Origin of the sequence: Streptomyces sp. NPDC085460, from assembly GCF_044541975.1 — a bacterium.
Lineage (GTDB): Bacteria > Actinomycetota > Actinomycetes > Streptomycetales > Streptomycetaceae > Streptomyces.
The window spans coordinates 198,049-213,836 of sequence record NZ_JBITTO010000004.1 but is presented as its reverse complement, the minus strand read 5'-3'; the positions used below and the strand labels follow the sequence as shown (position 1 = coordinate 213,836).

The window sequence follows — 15,788 nt, the reverse complement described above, 5'->3', positions numbered from 1 at the left end:
ATCTCCTCCTGAGGACAAGACGATCGGTGAAGGGTCGGTCCCGTCGGACCCTCTCTCCAAGCTCACCCACCCGGGTGAACGCGGCAACCGGAGCGCCCGGCCCACCGGGCCGTCACATCCGCTGGGCGCGGTGGAGGGCCGCGCGCAGGGCGCGGGGGCACAGGGCGGCCCGGGCCGCGTTGGCGCCCGGCGCGCCGTGGACCCCGCCACCGGGATGGGCGGCGGCGGAGGCGAGATAGAGGTGTTTGACCGGCGTCTCGGGCCGGCCGGTGCCGGGGGTGGGCCGGAACACCGTCTGCTGGTGGAGCGCCGTGGTGCCGTTGTTGACGGCTCCGCCATGGAGGTTCTCGTCCATGGCCTGGAGGGTCGGAGGAGCGAGGACACGGCGTGCGGCGATCAGGGAGCGGAAGCCGGGAGCGAACCGTTCGACCTGGTTCTCGACACGATCGGCCATGACCTCTCGTTCGCGGGGGTCCCACCGGCCGGTGATGCCGTCGGGGCCCGCGTCCGCGGTGACGTGCTGGGGGAGATGGGTGTAGGCCCACGCCGATTCCGTTCCGGCGGGCGACCGGCTGGGATCCGCGGTGGTCATCTGACCGAAGAGGACGAACGGCTCGTCGGGGACGAGCTCCCTGGCGAGCTGCGCGGCGAAGCGGGTCAGGCCGTCCACCCCGTCGGAGAGGTGGACGGTACCGGCTCCGACAGCGCCGGGCGCCGCCCAGGGCACGGGACCCGTCAGCGCCCAGTCGACCTTGAAGGTCGCGAAGTCCCACTGGAAGCGGTCCAGGTCGCGCAGGAGGCGGGACGGAAGGTGCTCCTCGCCGACGAGCTCCCGGTAGAGGGCGGGCGCGGAGGTGTCGGCCAGTACGGCCCGACGCGCGTCGACCCTCTCCCCGCCCGCCGTCTCCACGCCCACGGCCGTGCCGCCGCGGATGACCACGGACGTGACGCGCTGCCCGCACCGCAGGACTCCGCCCCGGCTCCGGAGACGGCTCACGAGCGCCGCCGTCAGCGCTTCGGCTCCCCCGACGGGAACGGGGAACCCGTGGCTCTGGCCCAGCATCGACATCAGCCAGCCGAAGCCGCCGCTGCCCGCCGCTTCGGGAGCCAGGTCGGCGTGGAGCGCGTTGCCGGCGAGCAGGAGCCGGCCGCCTTCCCCCTCGAACTCCTCCTCGCCCAGGCGCCGCACAGGCAGGGACAGGCTCCGGGCCAGCCGCAGCCCCTCCGGGCCCCCGAGCCTCGCGGCCAGCCGCAGTCCCGCGCGAACCGGCGGGAAGGGCGTGAAGAGGGCTCGCAGCAGATCCGCTTCCACGCGTCTCCACGTCCGGTACAGCGCCTCCCAGGCGTGCCCGTCGGCGGCGGCGAACCGCTCCAGCGCGGCGCAGGTGTCCTCCACGCGGCGTTCGAGCACGGCACACCGCCCGTCGGGCAGCGGGTGCGCCAGCACGCGAGGGGCATGGCTCCAGCGCAGCCCCTCGGCGGCGAGGTCGAGCCCGGCCAGGACGGGGGAGGCGGCGGCGAGCGGGTAGAAGGCGCTGAAGAGGTCCGAGACGTAATCCGCGTGCACCCCGCGGTCGCTTCTCGCGGCCCCGCCCGGCTCGTTCTGGGCTTCGAGGACCTCCACGCTCCACCCCGCGTCGACCAGCAGGTTCGCGGCGACGAGCCCGTTGGGTCCGGCGCCGATGACCACCGCGTCAGGCACGGGACACCTCGTCGGGCCGCCGCTCCACCACCGCGGCCAGACGGGCCAGCATGCCGCGGTGTCTGAGCTGGAGGGCCGCCTCGCTCACGGAGTTGTGCAGGGTGCCCCCGAGGCCGCGCAGCGGATGCTCGTCGCAGACGACGAGCGTCTCCTCGCCCCAGGGCCTGAGCTGGAGGAAGATCCTCGCCGTGCCGAGGGACGGGAACGCGGCCTCCAGTTCGAGTTCCCGGCCGGTCTCCTGGTGGCGGACCGTCGTCACGCCCTCGACGGCCCAGGGCCCCAGCCGGATCCTGTAGCGCAACCGGGAATCCACCGCCGGCCACGTGTCGTCGAGCGGGACGGACTCGGACGGGCCGGCCACCCACTCTCCGTAGCTGGTCGGATCGGCGAGGACGGCCCACACGGCCCGTGGGGGACGTCGGACGAGCTGATGACGGACGGCCACGACGATCCTCCTAGCGAACGCCGGGGGCGCTGCCCCGGTACGCCCCGGCGAGGCCGGAACGGTGTCACGGTCGTGGCGCCCCTACCCCGACGGATACGCCTCAAGCGGGCGGAACCGGACGAGCCGTCCCCCGCGACGACGGGCCGCACCCCCGGCGGAGGGCCGGGACCCGCCCCCTGAGTCACGAGCGCGCGACGGCGGGTGACCGCCGGTCAGGAGCATCCTGGAAGGGAGGACCCGCTCCCGGGGCCGTACGACGTCGCGGCGGCGGGGCCGGTACGGAGCGGGAGGGAGGTGCCGGATGAGGACGCGGACCCACGGCAGTCCCCTGCACGGCCGCACCGTCGTGGTGACGGGGGCGGCGCGAGGTCTCGGAGCGGCGGTGGCCCGGTCCTTGGGCGCGCGGGGAGCGCGCTTGGCCCTCCTGGGCCTGGAAGGAGGCCGCCTGCGGGACGTGGCGGCCGCTTCGGGTGCCGAGGCCGCCGCCTGGGAGGTCGACGTGACCGACGACGCGGCCATGGCCGACGCGGCCCGGGAGGTCCGCTCCCGGTTCGGGCCGGTGTCCGTGGTGGTGGCCAACGCCGGTGTCGCCCAGGAAGGTTTGTTCGCCGACACCGATCCGTACGTGTGGCGCCGTGTCGTCGAGGTCAACCTCGTCGGCAGCGCGGTCACGGCACGGTCCTTCCTGCCCGACCTCCTCCGCACCCGCGGCTACTACCTCCAAGTGGCCTCCCTGGCGTCGCTGGGAGCGACCCCGCTCATGAGCGGCTACTGCGCGTCCAAGGCGGGCGTCGAGTCCTTCGCCCAGTCCCTGCGCGCGGAACTCTCGCCCCGCGGTGTCGCCGTCGGGATCGGCTACCTCAACTGGATCGACACCGATCTGTTCCGCGACGCGGACCGCCCCGGCGTGCTGCGTGAACTGCGCGCCCACATGCCGCCGCCGGCGCGCGCGGTGTCCTCCGCGGGGCAGGTCGCGGAGCGGCTCGCCGTCGCCGTGGAGCGGCGCCGGACCTCCGTCTACGTGCCGGCGCGGCTGCGTGCCGTCCCACCCGTGCGTGCCTGTGTCCCGCCCGTGGTCACACGTCACGCCCGCGCCTGGCTGCCGCGCCTGGAGCGGGACGGGCGCATCGAGGCGACCGGTCTGCTCGGCGCGGGGGGCCGCGCCGACGAGCTGCGCGACAGCGGGCCCGGGCCGGATCCCCGGACGGGTGGGGAGACGGGCCCCGCCGACGAAGTCGCGCGCGGCATGCCTCCCGCGGAAGGCGCCGGACCTTCCGGCGTGGAGCGCCGGCCGTGAGACTCCGCACCGGCCGCCGGTGAAGGCGCGCGCCATGGACCAGTCGAAGGCACCCGAAGGCGGACGGCCGGATCGCCGCCGAGATGCTGACCCCCTACCCGCCGGGCATCCCGGTGGTGGGGCCGGGGGGGGGCGCCTGAACGGCGACGTCCTGCGCTACCTGCGGACCGGGGTGCGGGCGGGCATGGCCGTGCCGGACGCCGTCGACACCGAGGTCACGAGTCTCCGGGTGGTGCACGACGAGTGACCCCGCAGAGCGCTGGGGGCGCGACCCCGGCCTGCGCGGCCCCGTGAGCCGGCCGGGTGGCCCGCCCGCTCACCACTCCTCGGCGTCCCGGGGCTCCAGGGGAGTGAGCGCCGGCCCCTGAAGGACGGCGCCGTCGACGCCGAAGCGTGAGCCGTGGCAGGGGCACTCCCATGTGCGTTCCGCGTTGTTGAACGCGACGAGGCACCCGAGGTGGGTGCAGACGGCGGACACGGCGTGGAGCCCGCCCCGGTCGTCGCGGTGTACGGCGCAGGGTCCGCCCTTCCCGCGGACCACGGTGCCCTCACCCGGCCGCAGGTCCCGGACGGGCCCTCCGGTGCCGTCGCCGAAGGTCTCCAGACGGTCCTTGACGAAGTGCTTGCCCGTCTCCCACTGGTCCTTGAGGAGCGTCGGCGCGGAACGCAGGGCCGAACCGAGACGGCTCGGGGCGTAGAGGTCGGTCCACGGCTCTCGTTCGCCCCGCACGAGGGTGGCGATGACGGACGCCGCCATGACCCCACCCGTCATCCCCCAGCCGGCGAAGCCGGTGGCGACGTAGACGTTCTCGCCGGCGGTGGGCATGCGGCCGATGAACGGAAGCGTGTCCGTGGCGCTGTTGTCCTGCGCCGCCCAGCGGTGGGTGATCGTGACGTCGGGGAAGTACCGCTCGGTCCACTCCCGGAGGCGGGCGTAGCCGGCCTCGGTGTCCTCCCCGGTGCCGGGCCTGAACGCCTCACCGGTGACGATCAGGAGCCGTCGGCCGTCCGGGAGCGGTGCCGTGCGGACGGAGCGCTTGCCCTCCTCCTCCGTGATGTACATGCCCTCCGGGTCCTGCGGGGCGGGCACGGGGCCCGCGATCACCAGGTCGCGGTGCTGGGTCAGCCTCGTGGCGAGCAGCGCGTGGTCGAAGACCGGGTGGTGGGTGGCCACCACCACGTGCCGGGCCGAGACGACGGCGCCGGTGTCGGTGGTGAGCCGGCACGGGTCCCCGCGGTCGAGGTCCACGACACGGGTTCCCTCGTGGATCCGGCCGCCGCGCGCGACGATGGCGTCGACGAGACCGCTCAGGTACGCGAGCGGATGGAACTGGGCCTGGTCCTCGACCCTGACGGCGCCGGCCACGGGGAAGGGCAGGCCGGTCTCCGTGACGAACGAGGCGGCGAGGCCCGCGGCCCGCGCCGCCTCGGCCTCGGCGCGCAGGGCGGCGATGTCCTCGGCCCGCCGTGAGTAGGTGAGCGCCGGGCGTCGTTCCAGGTCGCAGCTGATGCCGAGTTCGTCGGCCACCTCGATGACGCGTCGAAGCGCGGTGCTCTGCGAGCTCGCGTACTGACGGGCGGCGTCGTCCCCGTGCTCGGTCCGCAGCGTGTGGTACACGCTGGTGTGGAGAGCGGTGAGCTTTCCCGTCGTGTGACCCGTGACCCCTCCGGCGAGCCGGCCCGCCTCCAGCACGACGACGTCGAGCCCGGCGCGGGTGAGCTCCCACGCCGTGGCGAGCCCGGCGATGCCCGCGCCGATGACCACCGCGTCCGCCCCGGCCGCCTCCGTGAGCGACGGGAAGGACGGCAGGGAGGCCGTCTCCCTCCAGTAGGACTGTCCGCTGTCAGAGATTCGCTTGTCAGAGATTCGCTTCATGCCCGGCGCCTGCCCGGCCGGGCCGTCCTGACGCGCCGAGGTGACATCCTCGCCACCCGGGCCCGAGCCCGAGCGCCTGCTGCCGCGCACCAGCGCTCGCCACCCGGGCCCGAGCCCGAGCCACCCGTGGCCCGAGGCCGAGCCACCCCGGCCCGAGCCCGAGCCACCCCGGCCCCGAGCCCGAGCGCCCGCTGTGGCACCCTCAGCCCTCACCCCCCGTCCCGGCCCCTCGTGCGGGTGGTGTAACCCTTGACGTGCCGAGCATGTGATCATCCAGTAATCCCGGCTGCCTACCGTCGTCGGCGTGGGGATCACCCACGGGCGGACGAGGGAAGGGGTTCCGGTGACGTCGGCGGAAACGGGGGACGGATCCGTCCGTACGGCGTGCTCGTACTGCGGGGTCGGCTGCGGCATCGTCCTCGACAACGCGCGGGACGCGACGACCGGGCGCGCCAGGATCACCAGGGCGACCGGGGACAAGGCCCATCCCGCGAACTCCGGACGGCTCTGTACGAAGGGGGCCACCAGCGCCGACATGATGGCCGCGCCCGGACGGGCCGCGACGGCCCTGGTGCGCGCCGAGCGGGGCGGGGAGCCGGTCGCGACGGACGTCGACGCCGCGGTCGCGGACGTGGCGCGGCGGCTGCGGGCGATCCTGGACGAGCACGGGCCGGACGCGCTGTCCTTCTACGTCTCCGGGCAGATGTCCCTGGAGGCGCAGTACCTGGCGAACAAGCTGGCCAAGGGGTTCGTGCGGACCCACCAGATCGAGTCCAACTCCCGGCTCTGCATGGCCTCCGCCGGCACCGGCTACAAGCTGTCGCTGGGCGCGGACGGGCCACCCGGCTCCTACCGGGACTTCGACCACGCCGACGTCTTCCTCGTGATCGGCTCCAACATGGCCGACTGCCATCCCATCCTGTTCCTGCGGATGATGGACCGCGTCAAGTCGGCCGGGGCGAAGCTGATCGTCGTCGACCCGCGGCGCAACGCCACCGCCGACAAGGCCGATCTCTTCCTCCCGATCAGGCCCGGCACCGACCTCGCCCTCCTCAACGGCCTGCTGCACCTGCTCGCCGAGAACGGGCACGTGGACGAGGAGTTCGTCGCCGCGCACACCGAGGGCTGGGAGGAGACCGCCGCCTTCCTCGCCGACTACCCGCCCGCCCGCGTCGCCGGGATCACCGGCATACCCGAGGAGGACATCCGGCGGGCCGCCCGGTGGATCGGCGAGGCCGGCGCGTGGATGAGCTGCTGGACGATGGGGCTCAACCAGTCCACGCACGGCACGTGGAACACCAACGCGCTGGTCAACCTGCACCTCGCGACCGGTGCGATCTGCCGGCCGGGCGCCGGGCCGTTCTCGCTCACCGGCCAGCCCAACGCCATGGGCGGCCGCGAGATGGGCTACATGGGGCCCGGCCTGCCCGGGCAGCGGTCGGTGCTCGTCGACGCCGACCGCTCCTTCACCGAGGAGCTGTGGGGCATCCCCGAGGGCTCGCTGCGCACCGACGTCGGACGCGGCACCGTCGAGATGTTCGAGCGGATGGCGGCCGGCGACATCAAGGCGTGCTGGATCATCTGCACCAACCCGGTCGCCTCCGTCGCCAACCGCAAGACCGTCATCGCCGCCCTGGAGGCCGCCGAACTCGTCGTCACCCAGGACGTGTTCGCCGAGACCGAGACCAACGGCTACGCCGACGTCGTGCTGCCCGCGACGCTGTGGGCGGAGTCCGACGGCGTCATGGTCAACTCGGAACGGAACCTCACCCTGGTCCGGGGCGTCGTCGACCCGCCCGGCCAGGCCCTCCCCGACTGGGAGCTCATCGCCCGCGTCGCCCGCGCGATGGGCTTCGCCGAGGCGTTCGCGTACGACTCCGCCGAGGAGGTCTTCGAGGAGCTGAAGCGGGCGTGGAACCCCCAGACCGGCTGGGACCTGCGCGGAGTCTCGTACGAGCGGCTGCGCGAGACCCCCGTGCAGTGGCCGGCCCCCACGGCCGACGGCCCCGACCGCAACCCGGTCCGCTACCTCAACGACGGCGTCAGCCAGACCCTCCTGGAGCGCCCGGACGGCAGTCGGCCCCGCCTCGCCTTCCCCACCCCGAGCGGCCGGGCCCGCTTCTTCGCCCGCCCGCACCTGCCCGCCGCCGAACTGCCCGACGACGACTACCCGTTCGTCCTCAACACCGGACGCCTCCAGCATCAGTGGCACACCCTGACCAAGACCGGGAAGGTCGCCAAGCTGACGAAGCTGAACCCCGGCCCCTTCGTCGAGGTCCACCCGGAGGACGCCCTGTCGCTCGGCGTCGCCGAGGGCGACCACCTGGAGATCGCCTCCCGGCGCGGGCGGGCCGTCCTGCCCGTCGCCGTCACCGACCGCGTACGGCGCGGAGACTGCTTCGCCCCCTTCCACTGGAACGACCTCTTCGGCGAGTACCTGAGCATCAACGCCGTGACCAGCGACGCCGTCGACCCGCTCTCCTTCCAGCCCGAGTTCAAGGCGTGCGCGGTCGCCCTCACGAGGACGACCGCGCCCGTCCCGCCCGCCCGCTCCGCCGGCGACCCGGCCGAGCCGACAAGGACCGGGGCCGCCACGGAGGCCGCCACGCCCGCCCCGGACACCACCACCGTCACCACGCGGGAACCGGTACGCGTCCTCGCCGCGCTGCTCGGCGTCGCGGACCTCACGCCCCCGGCCCTCACCGAGCCCGAGCGCGGCTACCTCGCCGGCTACCTCACCGGACTGTCGAGCGCGCCCGCCGACGGCCGGACACCCGTCCTGCCCGCCTCCGCGCCCCTCGCCCCCGACCACAGCCTCTGGGTGAACGGCGTCCTGGCCGGCCTGTACTCCCGCGCGGAGACCCCCGCGCAACTCCCGGCCCCCTCACCGGAACCCGCACGTCAGGACGGCCCCGGCGAGCCCGCGCCCCCGACCCGGCGGCTGCTCGTCCTCTGGGCCTCCCAGACGGGCACCGCCGAGGAGTTCGCCGCGACCGTCGCCGCCCGCTGCGCCGAGGTCGGCCGGGAAGCGGCCCTCCTCCCCATGGCGGACATCGCCCCCGCGGACATCGGCGCCGACACCGACCTCCTCGTGGTGACCAGCACCTTCGGGGACGGCGACGCGCCGGACAACGGCAGCGCGTTCTGGCAGGCCCTCAGCTCACCCGACGCGGCCCGCATGGAAGGCGTGCGGTACTCCGTCCTCGCCTTCGGCGACTCCAGTTACGACGACTTCTGCGGGTACGGCCGCCGCGTGGACGAACGGCTCGCCGCCCTCGGCGCGGGCCGCCTGCACCCCCGTACCGACTGCGAACCCGACCACGAGGAGACCTCCGCCGCCTGGCTGGACACCCTCCTGCCGCTGCTCGCCGCCCCCACCCGCGTGCCCGCTCCGGCTGCGGCTCCGACTCCGGCGGGGCCCGCACCGGCCGCGCCCGCTCCCACGCCGGCCGCCGCGCCCACGCCGTCGTACACCAAGGCGTCGCCGTTCCCGACGCTCCTCGTCGGCAACCGTCTCCTGAGCCTGCCCGGCTCGCAGAAGGAGGTGCGGCAGTTCGCCTTCGACACCCGCGGCGGCGCACTCGCCTACGAGGCCGGCGACGCCCTGGGGGTGTGGCCCGCCAACAGCACCGAACTCGTCGCCGAATGGCTGGCCCTCACCGGGCTCGACCCCGCCGAGCCCGTCGCCGCCGGCGACGGCGGCCCGCTGCCGCTCGCCGAGGCGCTGCGGACCCGCCTCGACATCACCCGCATCACGCCGGACCTGCTCCGCTTCGTCGCCGAGCGGGCCGGCAGCCAGGAGCTGAAGCGGCTGCTGCGCCCCGGGAACAAGGACGAGCTCGCGAAGTGGAGCTGGGGCCTCCAGGCCGCCGACCTGATCGGCGCCTACCCGGCACGCGCCTCCGCCGCCGAGTGGACGGGCGTCCTCAAACGCCTCCAGCCGCGCCTGTACTCGATCTCCTCCAGCCCCCTCGCCCACCCGGGGGAGGTCCGGCTCACCGTCTCCGTGGTCCGCTACTCCAACGACCGGGGACGGGACCGCACGGGAGTGTGCTCGGCCTACCTGGCCGACCACGCCGACGACGGCCCGGTCCAGGTCTTCGTCCAGCGCTCGGCGCACTTCCGCCCGCCGGCCGACCCCGCCGCGCCCCTGATCATGGTCGGGCCGGGGACGGGCGTCGCCCCGTTCGTCGGCTTCCTGGAGGACCGGCAGGCCCGGGGGCACACCGGACGCAACTGGCTCTTCTTCGGCGAGCAGCGCGAGGCCACCGACTTCTACTACCGCGAGGAGCTCGCGGGCCTGCTGGCGAGCGGCCGGCTCGACCGGCTCGACACCGCCTTCTCCCGCGACCAGCGCGCCAAGGTCTACGTGCAGGACCGCATGCGCGAGCACGGGGCCGCCCTCTGGTCCTGGCTCCAGGACGGCGCCCACCTCGCCGTCTGCGGTGACGCCGCCCGCATGGCGAAGGACGTCGACCGGACCCTCCGGGAGATCGTCGCCCGCCACGGCCGGATGGGCGAAGAGGAGGCGGCCGCGTACGTCCGGCAGCTGGCCGCGGACAAGCGCTACGTACGCGACGTCTACTGACCGCCGACCGCCGACCGCCGACCGCCGACCGCCGACCGCCGGCGGGGCCCCGCGCCAGGGACCCCGCGCCCTTGGTGGCTTCCTACGACCCCTCTCTCATCCGCGATGGAGGGTCCCACGATCTTGTTGCAGATGAGAGCGATCGCGGCCTACGGTGTCGCATATGCAGTCCTACACCATCGGGCAGGCCGCGCGTCTCCTGGGCGTCAGCCCCGACACGGCGCGGCGCTGGGCGGACGCGGGGCGGGTCGCCACCCACCGCGACGAGAGCGGCCGGCGCGTCATCGACGGCAAGTCGCTCGCGGCGTTCTCCGTGGAGCTCGGGCAGGCGGACGACGAGGACGCCTCGTACACCTCGGCGCGCAACGCGTTCCCGGGGATCGTCACGGCGATCAAGCTCGGCGACGTCGCGGCCCAGGTCACCATCCAGGCCGGCCCGCACCGTCTGGTCTCCCTCCTCACCCGCGAGGCCGTGGAAGAGCTGGGACTGGAAGTCGGCATGCAGGCCACCGCCCGCGTGAAGTCGACCAGCGTGCACATCGACCGCACCTGACACCCTCTTCCGTTCCTCTGCGAGGAGTTCCGACCCTCATGTCCCTCACCCGCACCCTCACGAGACGCCGTACGGCCGCCGCCGTGCTCACGGCGGCCCTGCTCGTCCCGCTCGCGGCCTGTTCCACCGACGACACCCGGGCGGACGGCGGGAACGCCACCGCTTCCGGTTCCGCCGGCGCGGCGCCCCGGGCGGACCTGACCGTGCTCGCGGCGGCCTCGCTCACCGACGTCTTCAAGACGGCGGGCGCCGCCTACGAGAAGGCGCACCCCGGCACGAGGATCACCTTCTCCTTCGCCGGCTCGCAGGAGCTCGTCGCCCAGGTCTCGCAGGGCTCGCCCGCCGACGTCCTGGTCACGGCCGACACCAAGAGCATGGACAAGGTGAAGGCCGACACCGGCACCCCGGCGATCATCGCGAAGAACCGGCTCGTCATCGCCACCGGCGAGGGCAACCCGTTCAAGGTCGACGACCTCAAGGACCTGGCCGACACCAAGCTGAAGGTCGTCCTCGCCGCGCCCGAGGTCCCGGCGGGCAAGTACAGCAAGCAGATCCTCGACAAGCAGGGCATCACGGTGAAGCCGGTCTCCCAGGAGCCCAACGTGCGCGCCGTGCTCAGCAAGGTCGAGCTCGGCGAGGCCGACGCCGGCCTCGTCTACAGGACCGACGCGGCGAGCGCCGCCGACAAGGTCGACGCCGTCGAGATCCCCGACGACCGGAACGCCATCGCGCAGTACCCGGCCGCCACGCTGAAGGACTCGAAGAACGCGGAGGCCGCCGCCGCGTTCGTCGCGTGGCTGTCCTCGCCCGACGGCCAGAAGATCCTCCAGGACGCCGGCTTCCAGAAGCCGTAACCGTCCGGGATCACCCGACCGTGAGGGGCTGTCCGCATCGGGGGAACGGACAGCCCCTCCGCTCCACGTCCTCACCTCTCCGGGATCTTCGCCCTCACCTCTCCGGGACCTTCGATGAAACGAGCAGGCGTACGAACCTCCGGTGCGCGCCCGCCCCTCGCCCTGGCTCTGCCCGCGCTCGCGGCGGTGGCCTTCCTGGCCCTCCCGCTGATCGGCATCCTCGTCCGCACCGAGTGGACCGAGCTCGCCGGCCACCTCCGCTCGCCCGGCACCGTGCAGGCGCTGAAGCTGTCGCTCGTCGTCTCCTTCTGGGCGCTCGGCCTCTCCCTGCTGCTCGGTGTGCCGCTGGCCTGGCTGCTCGCCCGGGTGCCGTTCCCCGGCAAGGCGTTCGTCCGCTCGCTGGTGCTGCTGCCCATGGTGCTGCCGCCGACCGTCGGCGGCGTCGCCCTGCTCCTCGCCTTCGGCCGCCGCGGACTCCTCGGCCCGTGGCTGGAGTCCACCTTCGGCATCACCCTGCCGTTCCACACCTCCGGCGCCGTCCTCGCGGCGACCTTCGTCGCCATGCCCTTCCTCGTCATCAGTCTGGAGGGCGCGCTCGGCGGACTGCGCCCCCGGTACGAGGAGACGGCGGCGTCCCTCGGCGCCTCCCCGGTCCGGGTCTTCTTCACCGTCACCCTGCCGATGGTGGCGCCCGGCGTGCTCGCCGGCGCGGCGCTCACCTGGGCGCGGGCGCTGGGCGAGTTCGGCGCGACGATCACCTTCGCCGGCAACCTCCCCGGTACGACCCAGACGCTGCCGCTCCAGGTCTACCTGCTCCTCCAGGAGGAGCCCGAGGCCGCCACGTCGGTGTCGCTGCTGCTCCTCGCGATCGCCATGGGCGTGCTCATCGCCCTGCGCGGCCGGTGGACCGGGATGCCCGCCGACCGCCCCCGCCGCGACGAGCCCGCTCCGGACCCGGACGCCGTCCCCGCCCCACCCGCCCCCGGTCCCGCGCTGCCCGCGCCGTCCACCGGGCGCTGGGCGCTGCACGCCGACGTCACCGGATTCACCACGCTCACGCTCGACGCGGACCCCGGCACCACCATCGCCGTCGTCGGCCCCAACGGCGCCGGGAAGACGACCCTGCTGCGCGCCCTGCTCGGCCTCACCCCCCGCGCCCACGCCGAGCTCCGCCTCGGCGGCGAGGACGTCACCGCCCTGCCGCCGCACCGGCGCCGGGTCGCCTGGGTGCCGCAGGACGGCGCCCTCTTCCCGCACCTGACGGCCCTCGCCAACACCGCGTACGGGCTCCGCGCCCAGGGCGTTTCCCGGGCCGAGGCCCGCCGCGAGGCGCAGGCGTGGCTCGACCGCCTCGGCGTCGGCCACCTCGGGCACCGGAAGCCGGCGCAGCTCTCCGGTGGCCAGGCCCAGCGCGTGGCCCTCGCCCGCGCGCTGGCCGCACGCCCCCGGCTGCTGGTCCTCGACGAACCGCTCGCCGCGCTCGACCAGACCACCCGGGCGCATGTGCGCCACACCCTGCGCGCGCACCTCACCGGCTTCGGCGGGGTCTGCCTCATCGTCACCCACGACCCGGTGGAGGCGGTCTCGCTCGCCGACCGCGTCCTGGTCCTCCAGGACGGCGGCGCGCTCCAGGACGCCACGCCCGCCGAGGTCACCCGGCACCCGCGCTCGCCCTGGGTGGCCCGGATGCTGGGCCGCAACGCCTGGCCGGGAACGGCCACGCCGGAGGGGCTCTCGCTGGCCGGCGGCGGCACCCTCGTCGCGGCGGAACCCCCGTCGCCCGGCACGCCGGCCCTCGCGATCGTCGCCCCCGAGGCGGTGTCCCTGCACCGGGAGAAGCCGGCGGGGAGCCCGCGCAACGTCTGGCCCGGCACCGTACGCGAGATCACCACCAGCGGCAGCCGCCTCCGCGTCCTGGTCACCTCCGCCGAGGCACCCGACCTCGTCGCCGAGATCACCCCTCAGGCCGCCGCCGAACTCGGTCTCGCCGACGGCGTGTCCGTCTGGACCAGCGTCAAGGCCACCGAGACGACGGTCGTCCCGCTCTGACCCGCCGAGCCGCGTTCAGGACACCGCGAGTCGGGTGGAGGACACCGCGAGCCGGGTTCAGGACACCGCGAGCCGGTCCACCAGGAGCTCCGCCCTGGCCTCGGCGTCCGCGGCGGGCAGGCGTCCCGCGCGGGTCAGGGTCGCCAGGCCGTGGAGGGACGCCCAGAACAGCTCGGTGAACAGGCCCGGGGGGACGTCTTCCCCGGCGACCTCGGTCAGCGTCTCCAGGAGGGCGGCGAAGCCGTCCTTCAGGGGTTGCGGGGTGTCCTCGTGCGCGAACGGCAGGCCGCCGTCGAGCTGGAACATGGCGTCGTAGACCGCCGGGTTGCGCTCGGCGAAGTCGAGGTAGGCGCGGGTCAGGGCGCCGACCCGGGCGCGCGGGCCGTCCGCCGCGGAGGTGGCCGCCCGCAGGGCTGCGGCCAGCTCGGCGGCGCCCTCCAGGGCGACGGCGCCGATGATCTCGCGCTTGCCCCGGAAGTGGCTGTAGAGGACGGGCTGGCTGTACTCGATGCGCTCGGCGAGCCGGCGGGTGGTGACCGCCTCCCAGCCCTGCCGCTCGGCGATTTCGCGGGCCGTCGCGACGATGAGGCGCTCGCGGACGGCCCGTTCGCGTTCCTTGCGTTCCTGTACCGACATACCGAGATTCTAGCACCGCTAGACAACCGAGCGGCGGAAGCTCTAGCGTTGAACCATCACCTAGCGCCGCTAGATCGCGATGGGGGGCGTCGACGTCGATCGCGGACGCCGGAGCTCCCTCGCGGGTGCCGCATTCCAGGAGGGGTACGCCATGCTCGACGCACTGCAGATCGCCACCACCGTGATCGTCGGCCTGATGGTCGGGGTGGAGTTCTCCGTCGCCTTCGTCATCAACCCGATCCTCGCCGCCCTCCCCGACGACAGCGGTCAGCAGGCCCGCAGCCACGGCGGCCGGATGCTCGGCGCCGTCATGCCCGTCTGGTACATCGGCTCGCTCGTCCTCGTCGCGGTCTGGGCGGCCGCCGGCCGGAGCCAGGAAGGTGTCGGACTGGTCGTCACCGCCGGAGCGCTGTTGATCGTCAGCGTGATCATGTCGATCCTGCTGCTGGTCCCGATCAACAACCGGGGCAAGACGTGGACCCCCGAGAACCGGCCCGCCGACTGGAAGGAGCAGATGAACCGCTGGGACCGCTACCACTACGTCCGCGTCGCCGTCATCGTCGCCGCCTTCACCCTGCTGGTCACCGCCCTGGCCTGAACCGGCCACACGCTGGTCCCGCCCGGGCCGGTGGGCTAGGCTCGCCGACCATGACCACCGGGACGGCCTCGCGCCACACACGGATCGGTGACCCGGTGCTCCACTGAGCGCCGGACGGGCCGGTACGGGCCCGCTCTCCGACCGAGCACCCCGCGCCGCCGCGCGGGCCCCGCCTCCGTCGTGTCGATCACAGCTCCACCCATCGACCACGACAGGAGACGCACATGCCCATTACGACGTTACGGATCCCCACCGCGGACGGTCACGCCGACGCGTTCGCCGCCCTCCCCGACGACGGTGCCCGGCACCCGGGGGTGCTGATGTACGCGGACGGCTTCGGCATCCGCCCGGTCCTGCGGGACCTGGCCCTCGAACTGGCCGGGCACGGCTACTACGTGCTCGTGCCCCACCTCTTCTACCGGCACGGCCCGGCACCGGTGGTGGAACTCCCCGCGTACATCGGGGAAGAGGCCAGGGCCGAGGTCTTCGCCCGGCTGATGCCGCTGATCGAGGCGCACACCGCCGCACACGCGCGGAGCGACGCCGAGGCGTACCTCCGGTTCCTCACCACCCGGCCCGAGGTCGAGGCCGGCCCGGTCGCGGTGACGGGGTACTGCGTCGGCGGCCTCCTGGCGGTGCGTGCCGCCGCCGAGCACCCCGGTCGAGTCGCCGCGGTCGCCGCCTTCCACGGCCCGGTCGCCGCCGACGGGCCCGGCCTCTTCGCCGGCCTCACCGCCCGGGTCCACCTCGGCCACGCCGAGAGCGACCTGACGCCGGAGGAACTCGGCGAGCTCAACCGCACCCTGGACGCGGCGGGCGTCTCGTACACCTCCGAGATCTACCCCGGCACCGTCCACGGCTTCACCATGGCCGACACCGACACCTTCAGCCCCACCGGCCTGAAGCAGCACTGGTCCCGCCTGCTCCCCCTGCTCGAGAGCACCCTCTCCACCACCTGAGCCGAGCCCCGAGACCCGGCCCGACGCCCGACCCGAGCATCGGCCCGGGGCTCGGGTCCGGTCCGGGTGCCGTGCGAGGGCATCCGCTCGGATCTCGGGGCGCGGTACAGCTGACGGCCGTCACCGGGCTCGCCGCGCTCTCGCTCGACGCCATGGCGTCGGTGGCGTGCGGCCCCGAGGCGATCGTCCTGGTCCTGGCCGCGGCCGACGGGTACGGGCTGCCTGCTGGCC

Annotated in this window: 11 protein-coding genes and 1 pseudogene; 8 read left to right on the top strand and 4 right to left on the bottom strand. The window is 74.2% G+C overall.

The genetic code is table 11. The annotated features are described in order from the left end of the window. Positions 1-112: 112 nt before the first annotated feature. Together ACIGHB_RS12025 and ACIGHB_RS12020 are read right to left on the bottom strand one after the other, a co-directional pair. Positions 113-1,702, bottom strand: a complete 1,590-nt coding sequence (locus tag ACIGHB_RS12025; protein WP_399912004.1) for a phytoene desaturase family protein — start codon at positions 1,700-1,702, stop codon at positions 113-115. Next, on the bottom strand, positions 1,695-2,147 hold the full coding sequence (locus tag ACIGHB_RS12020) for an SRPBCC family protein (RefSeq protein ID WP_399912001.1): 453 nt from the start codon (positions 2,145-2,147) through the stop codon (positions 1,695-1,697). The genes ACIGHB_RS12025 and ACIGHB_RS12020 overlap by 8 nt, the downstream gene beginning before the upstream one ends. 301 nt (positions 2,148-2,448) lie before the next feature. Between ACIGHB_RS12020 and ACIGHB_RS12015 the strand changes: the two genes are divergently transcribed. Together ACIGHB_RS12015 and ACIGHB_RS12010 are read left to right on the top strand one after the other, a co-directional pair. After that, the gene (locus ACIGHB_RS12015) at positions 2,449-3,444 is read left to right on the top strand and encodes an SDR family oxidoreductase (RefSeq protein WP_399911998.1); all 996 of its coding nucleotides are present in this window, start codon (positions 2,449-2,451) and stop codon (positions 3,442-3,444) included. A gap of 56 nt (positions 3,445-3,500) precedes the next feature. Then, positions 3,501-3,691 (top strand): annotated as a pseudogene (locus ACIGHB_RS12010) (ornithine decarboxylase); the annotation flags it as partial. A gap of 69 nt (positions 3,692-3,760) precedes the next feature. On the opposite strand, the gene ACIGHB_RS12005 reads toward ACIGHB_RS12010, so the two are convergent. Further along, on the bottom strand, positions 3,761-5,320 hold the full coding sequence (locus ACIGHB_RS12005; protein ID WP_399911995.1) for an FAD-dependent oxidoreductase: 1,560 nt from the start codon (positions 5,318-5,320) through the stop codon (positions 3,761-3,763). A 343-nt stretch (positions 5,321-5,663) separates the two neighbouring features. Here ACIGHB_RS12005 and ACIGHB_RS12000 point away from each other — a divergent pair, with 343 nt between their 5' ends. The 4 genes from ACIGHB_RS12000 to ACIGHB_RS11985 all read left to right on the top strand — a co-directional run bounded on the left by ACIGHB_RS12000 (position 5,664) and on the right by ACIGHB_RS11985 (position 13,364). Beyond that, positions 5,664-9,908, top strand: coding sequence for a molybdopterin-dependent oxidoreductase (locus ACIGHB_RS12000; RefSeq protein ID WP_399911992.1), 4,245 nt, complete (start codon positions 5,664-5,666; stop codon positions 9,906-9,908). Between the two features lie 163 nt (positions 9,909-10,071). Further along, positions 10,072-10,461, top strand: coding sequence for a helix-turn-helix transcriptional regulator (locus ACIGHB_RS11995; protein ID WP_360316591.1), 390 nt, complete (start codon positions 10,072-10,074; stop codon positions 10,459-10,461). Between the two features lie 38 nt (positions 10,462-10,499). Further along, positions 10,500-11,315, top strand: a complete 816-nt coding sequence (gene modA, locus ACIGHB_RS11990; RefSeq protein WP_399911987.1) for a molybdate ABC transporter substrate-binding protein — start codon at positions 10,500-10,502, stop codon at positions 11,313-11,315. Positions 11,316-11,429: 114 nt separating this feature from the next. Then, the gene (locus ACIGHB_RS11985; protein ID WP_399911985.1) at positions 11,430-13,364 is read left to right on the top strand and encodes an ABC transporter permease; all 1,935 of its coding nucleotides are present in this window, start codon (positions 11,430-11,432) and stop codon (positions 13,362-13,364) included. A 57-nt stretch (positions 13,365-13,421) separates the two neighbouring features. Here the strand turns inward: ACIGHB_RS11985 and ACIGHB_RS11980 are convergent, their stop codons facing one another. Then, positions 13,422-14,000, bottom strand: coding sequence for a TetR/AcrR family transcriptional regulator (locus ACIGHB_RS11980; RefSeq protein ID WP_360316598.1), 579 nt, complete (start codon positions 13,998-14,000; stop codon positions 13,422-13,424). A gap of 151 nt (positions 14,001-14,151) precedes the next feature. On the opposite strand from ACIGHB_RS11980, the gene ACIGHB_RS11975 reads away from it, so the two are divergent. Together ACIGHB_RS11975 and ACIGHB_RS11970 are read left to right on the top strand one after the other, a co-directional pair. Continuing rightward, positions 14,152-14,598 (top strand): DUF1772 domain-containing protein, encoded by a 447-nt coding sequence (locus ACIGHB_RS11975; RefSeq protein WP_360316600.1) that lies wholly within the window; start codon positions 14,152-14,154, stop codon positions 14,596-14,598. 224 nt (positions 14,599-14,822) lie between these two features. After that, positions 14,823-15,557 carry a dienelactone hydrolase family protein gene (locus ACIGHB_RS11970; RefSeq protein WP_399911981.1) on the top strand — a complete coding sequence of 245 codons (735 nt, stop codon included), beginning with the start codon at positions 14,823-14,825 and terminating at the stop codon, positions 15,555-15,557. Positions 15,558-15,788: the final 231 nt, after the last annotated feature.

Bases quoted from the DNA above. Each gene is read 5' to 3' on its own strand.
- ACIGHB_RS12015 (WP_399911998.1), top strand. From the start codon at position 2,449: ATGAGGACGCGGACCCACGGCAGTCCCCTGCACGGCCGCACCGTCGTG.
- ACIGHB_RS12005 (WP_399911995.1), bottom strand. From the start codon at position 5,320: ATGAAGCGAATCTCTGACAAGCGAATCTCTGACAGCGGACAGTCCTAC.
- ACIGHB_RS11995 (WP_360316591.1), top strand. From the start codon at position 10,072: ATGCAGTCCTACACCATCGGGCAGGCCGCGCGTCTCCTGGGCGTCAGC.
- modA (WP_399911987.1), top strand. From the start codon at position 10,500: ATGTCCCTCACCCGCACCCTCACGAGACGCCGTACGGCCGCCGCCGTG.
- ACIGHB_RS11985 (WP_399911985.1), top strand. From the start codon at position 11,430: ATGAAACGAGCAGGCGTACGAACCTCCGGTGCGCGCCCGCCCCTCGCC.
- ACIGHB_RS11980 (WP_360316598.1), bottom strand. From the start codon at position 14,000: ATGTCGGTACAGGAACGCAAGGAACGCGAACGGGCCGTCCGCGAGCGC.
- ACIGHB_RS11975 (WP_360316600.1), top strand. From the start codon at position 14,152: ATGCTCGACGCACTGCAGATCGCCACCACCGTGATCGTCGGCCTGATG.
- ACIGHB_RS11970 (WP_399911981.1), top strand. From the start codon at position 14,823: ATGCCCATTACGACGTTACGGATCCCCACCGCGGACGGTCACGCCGAC.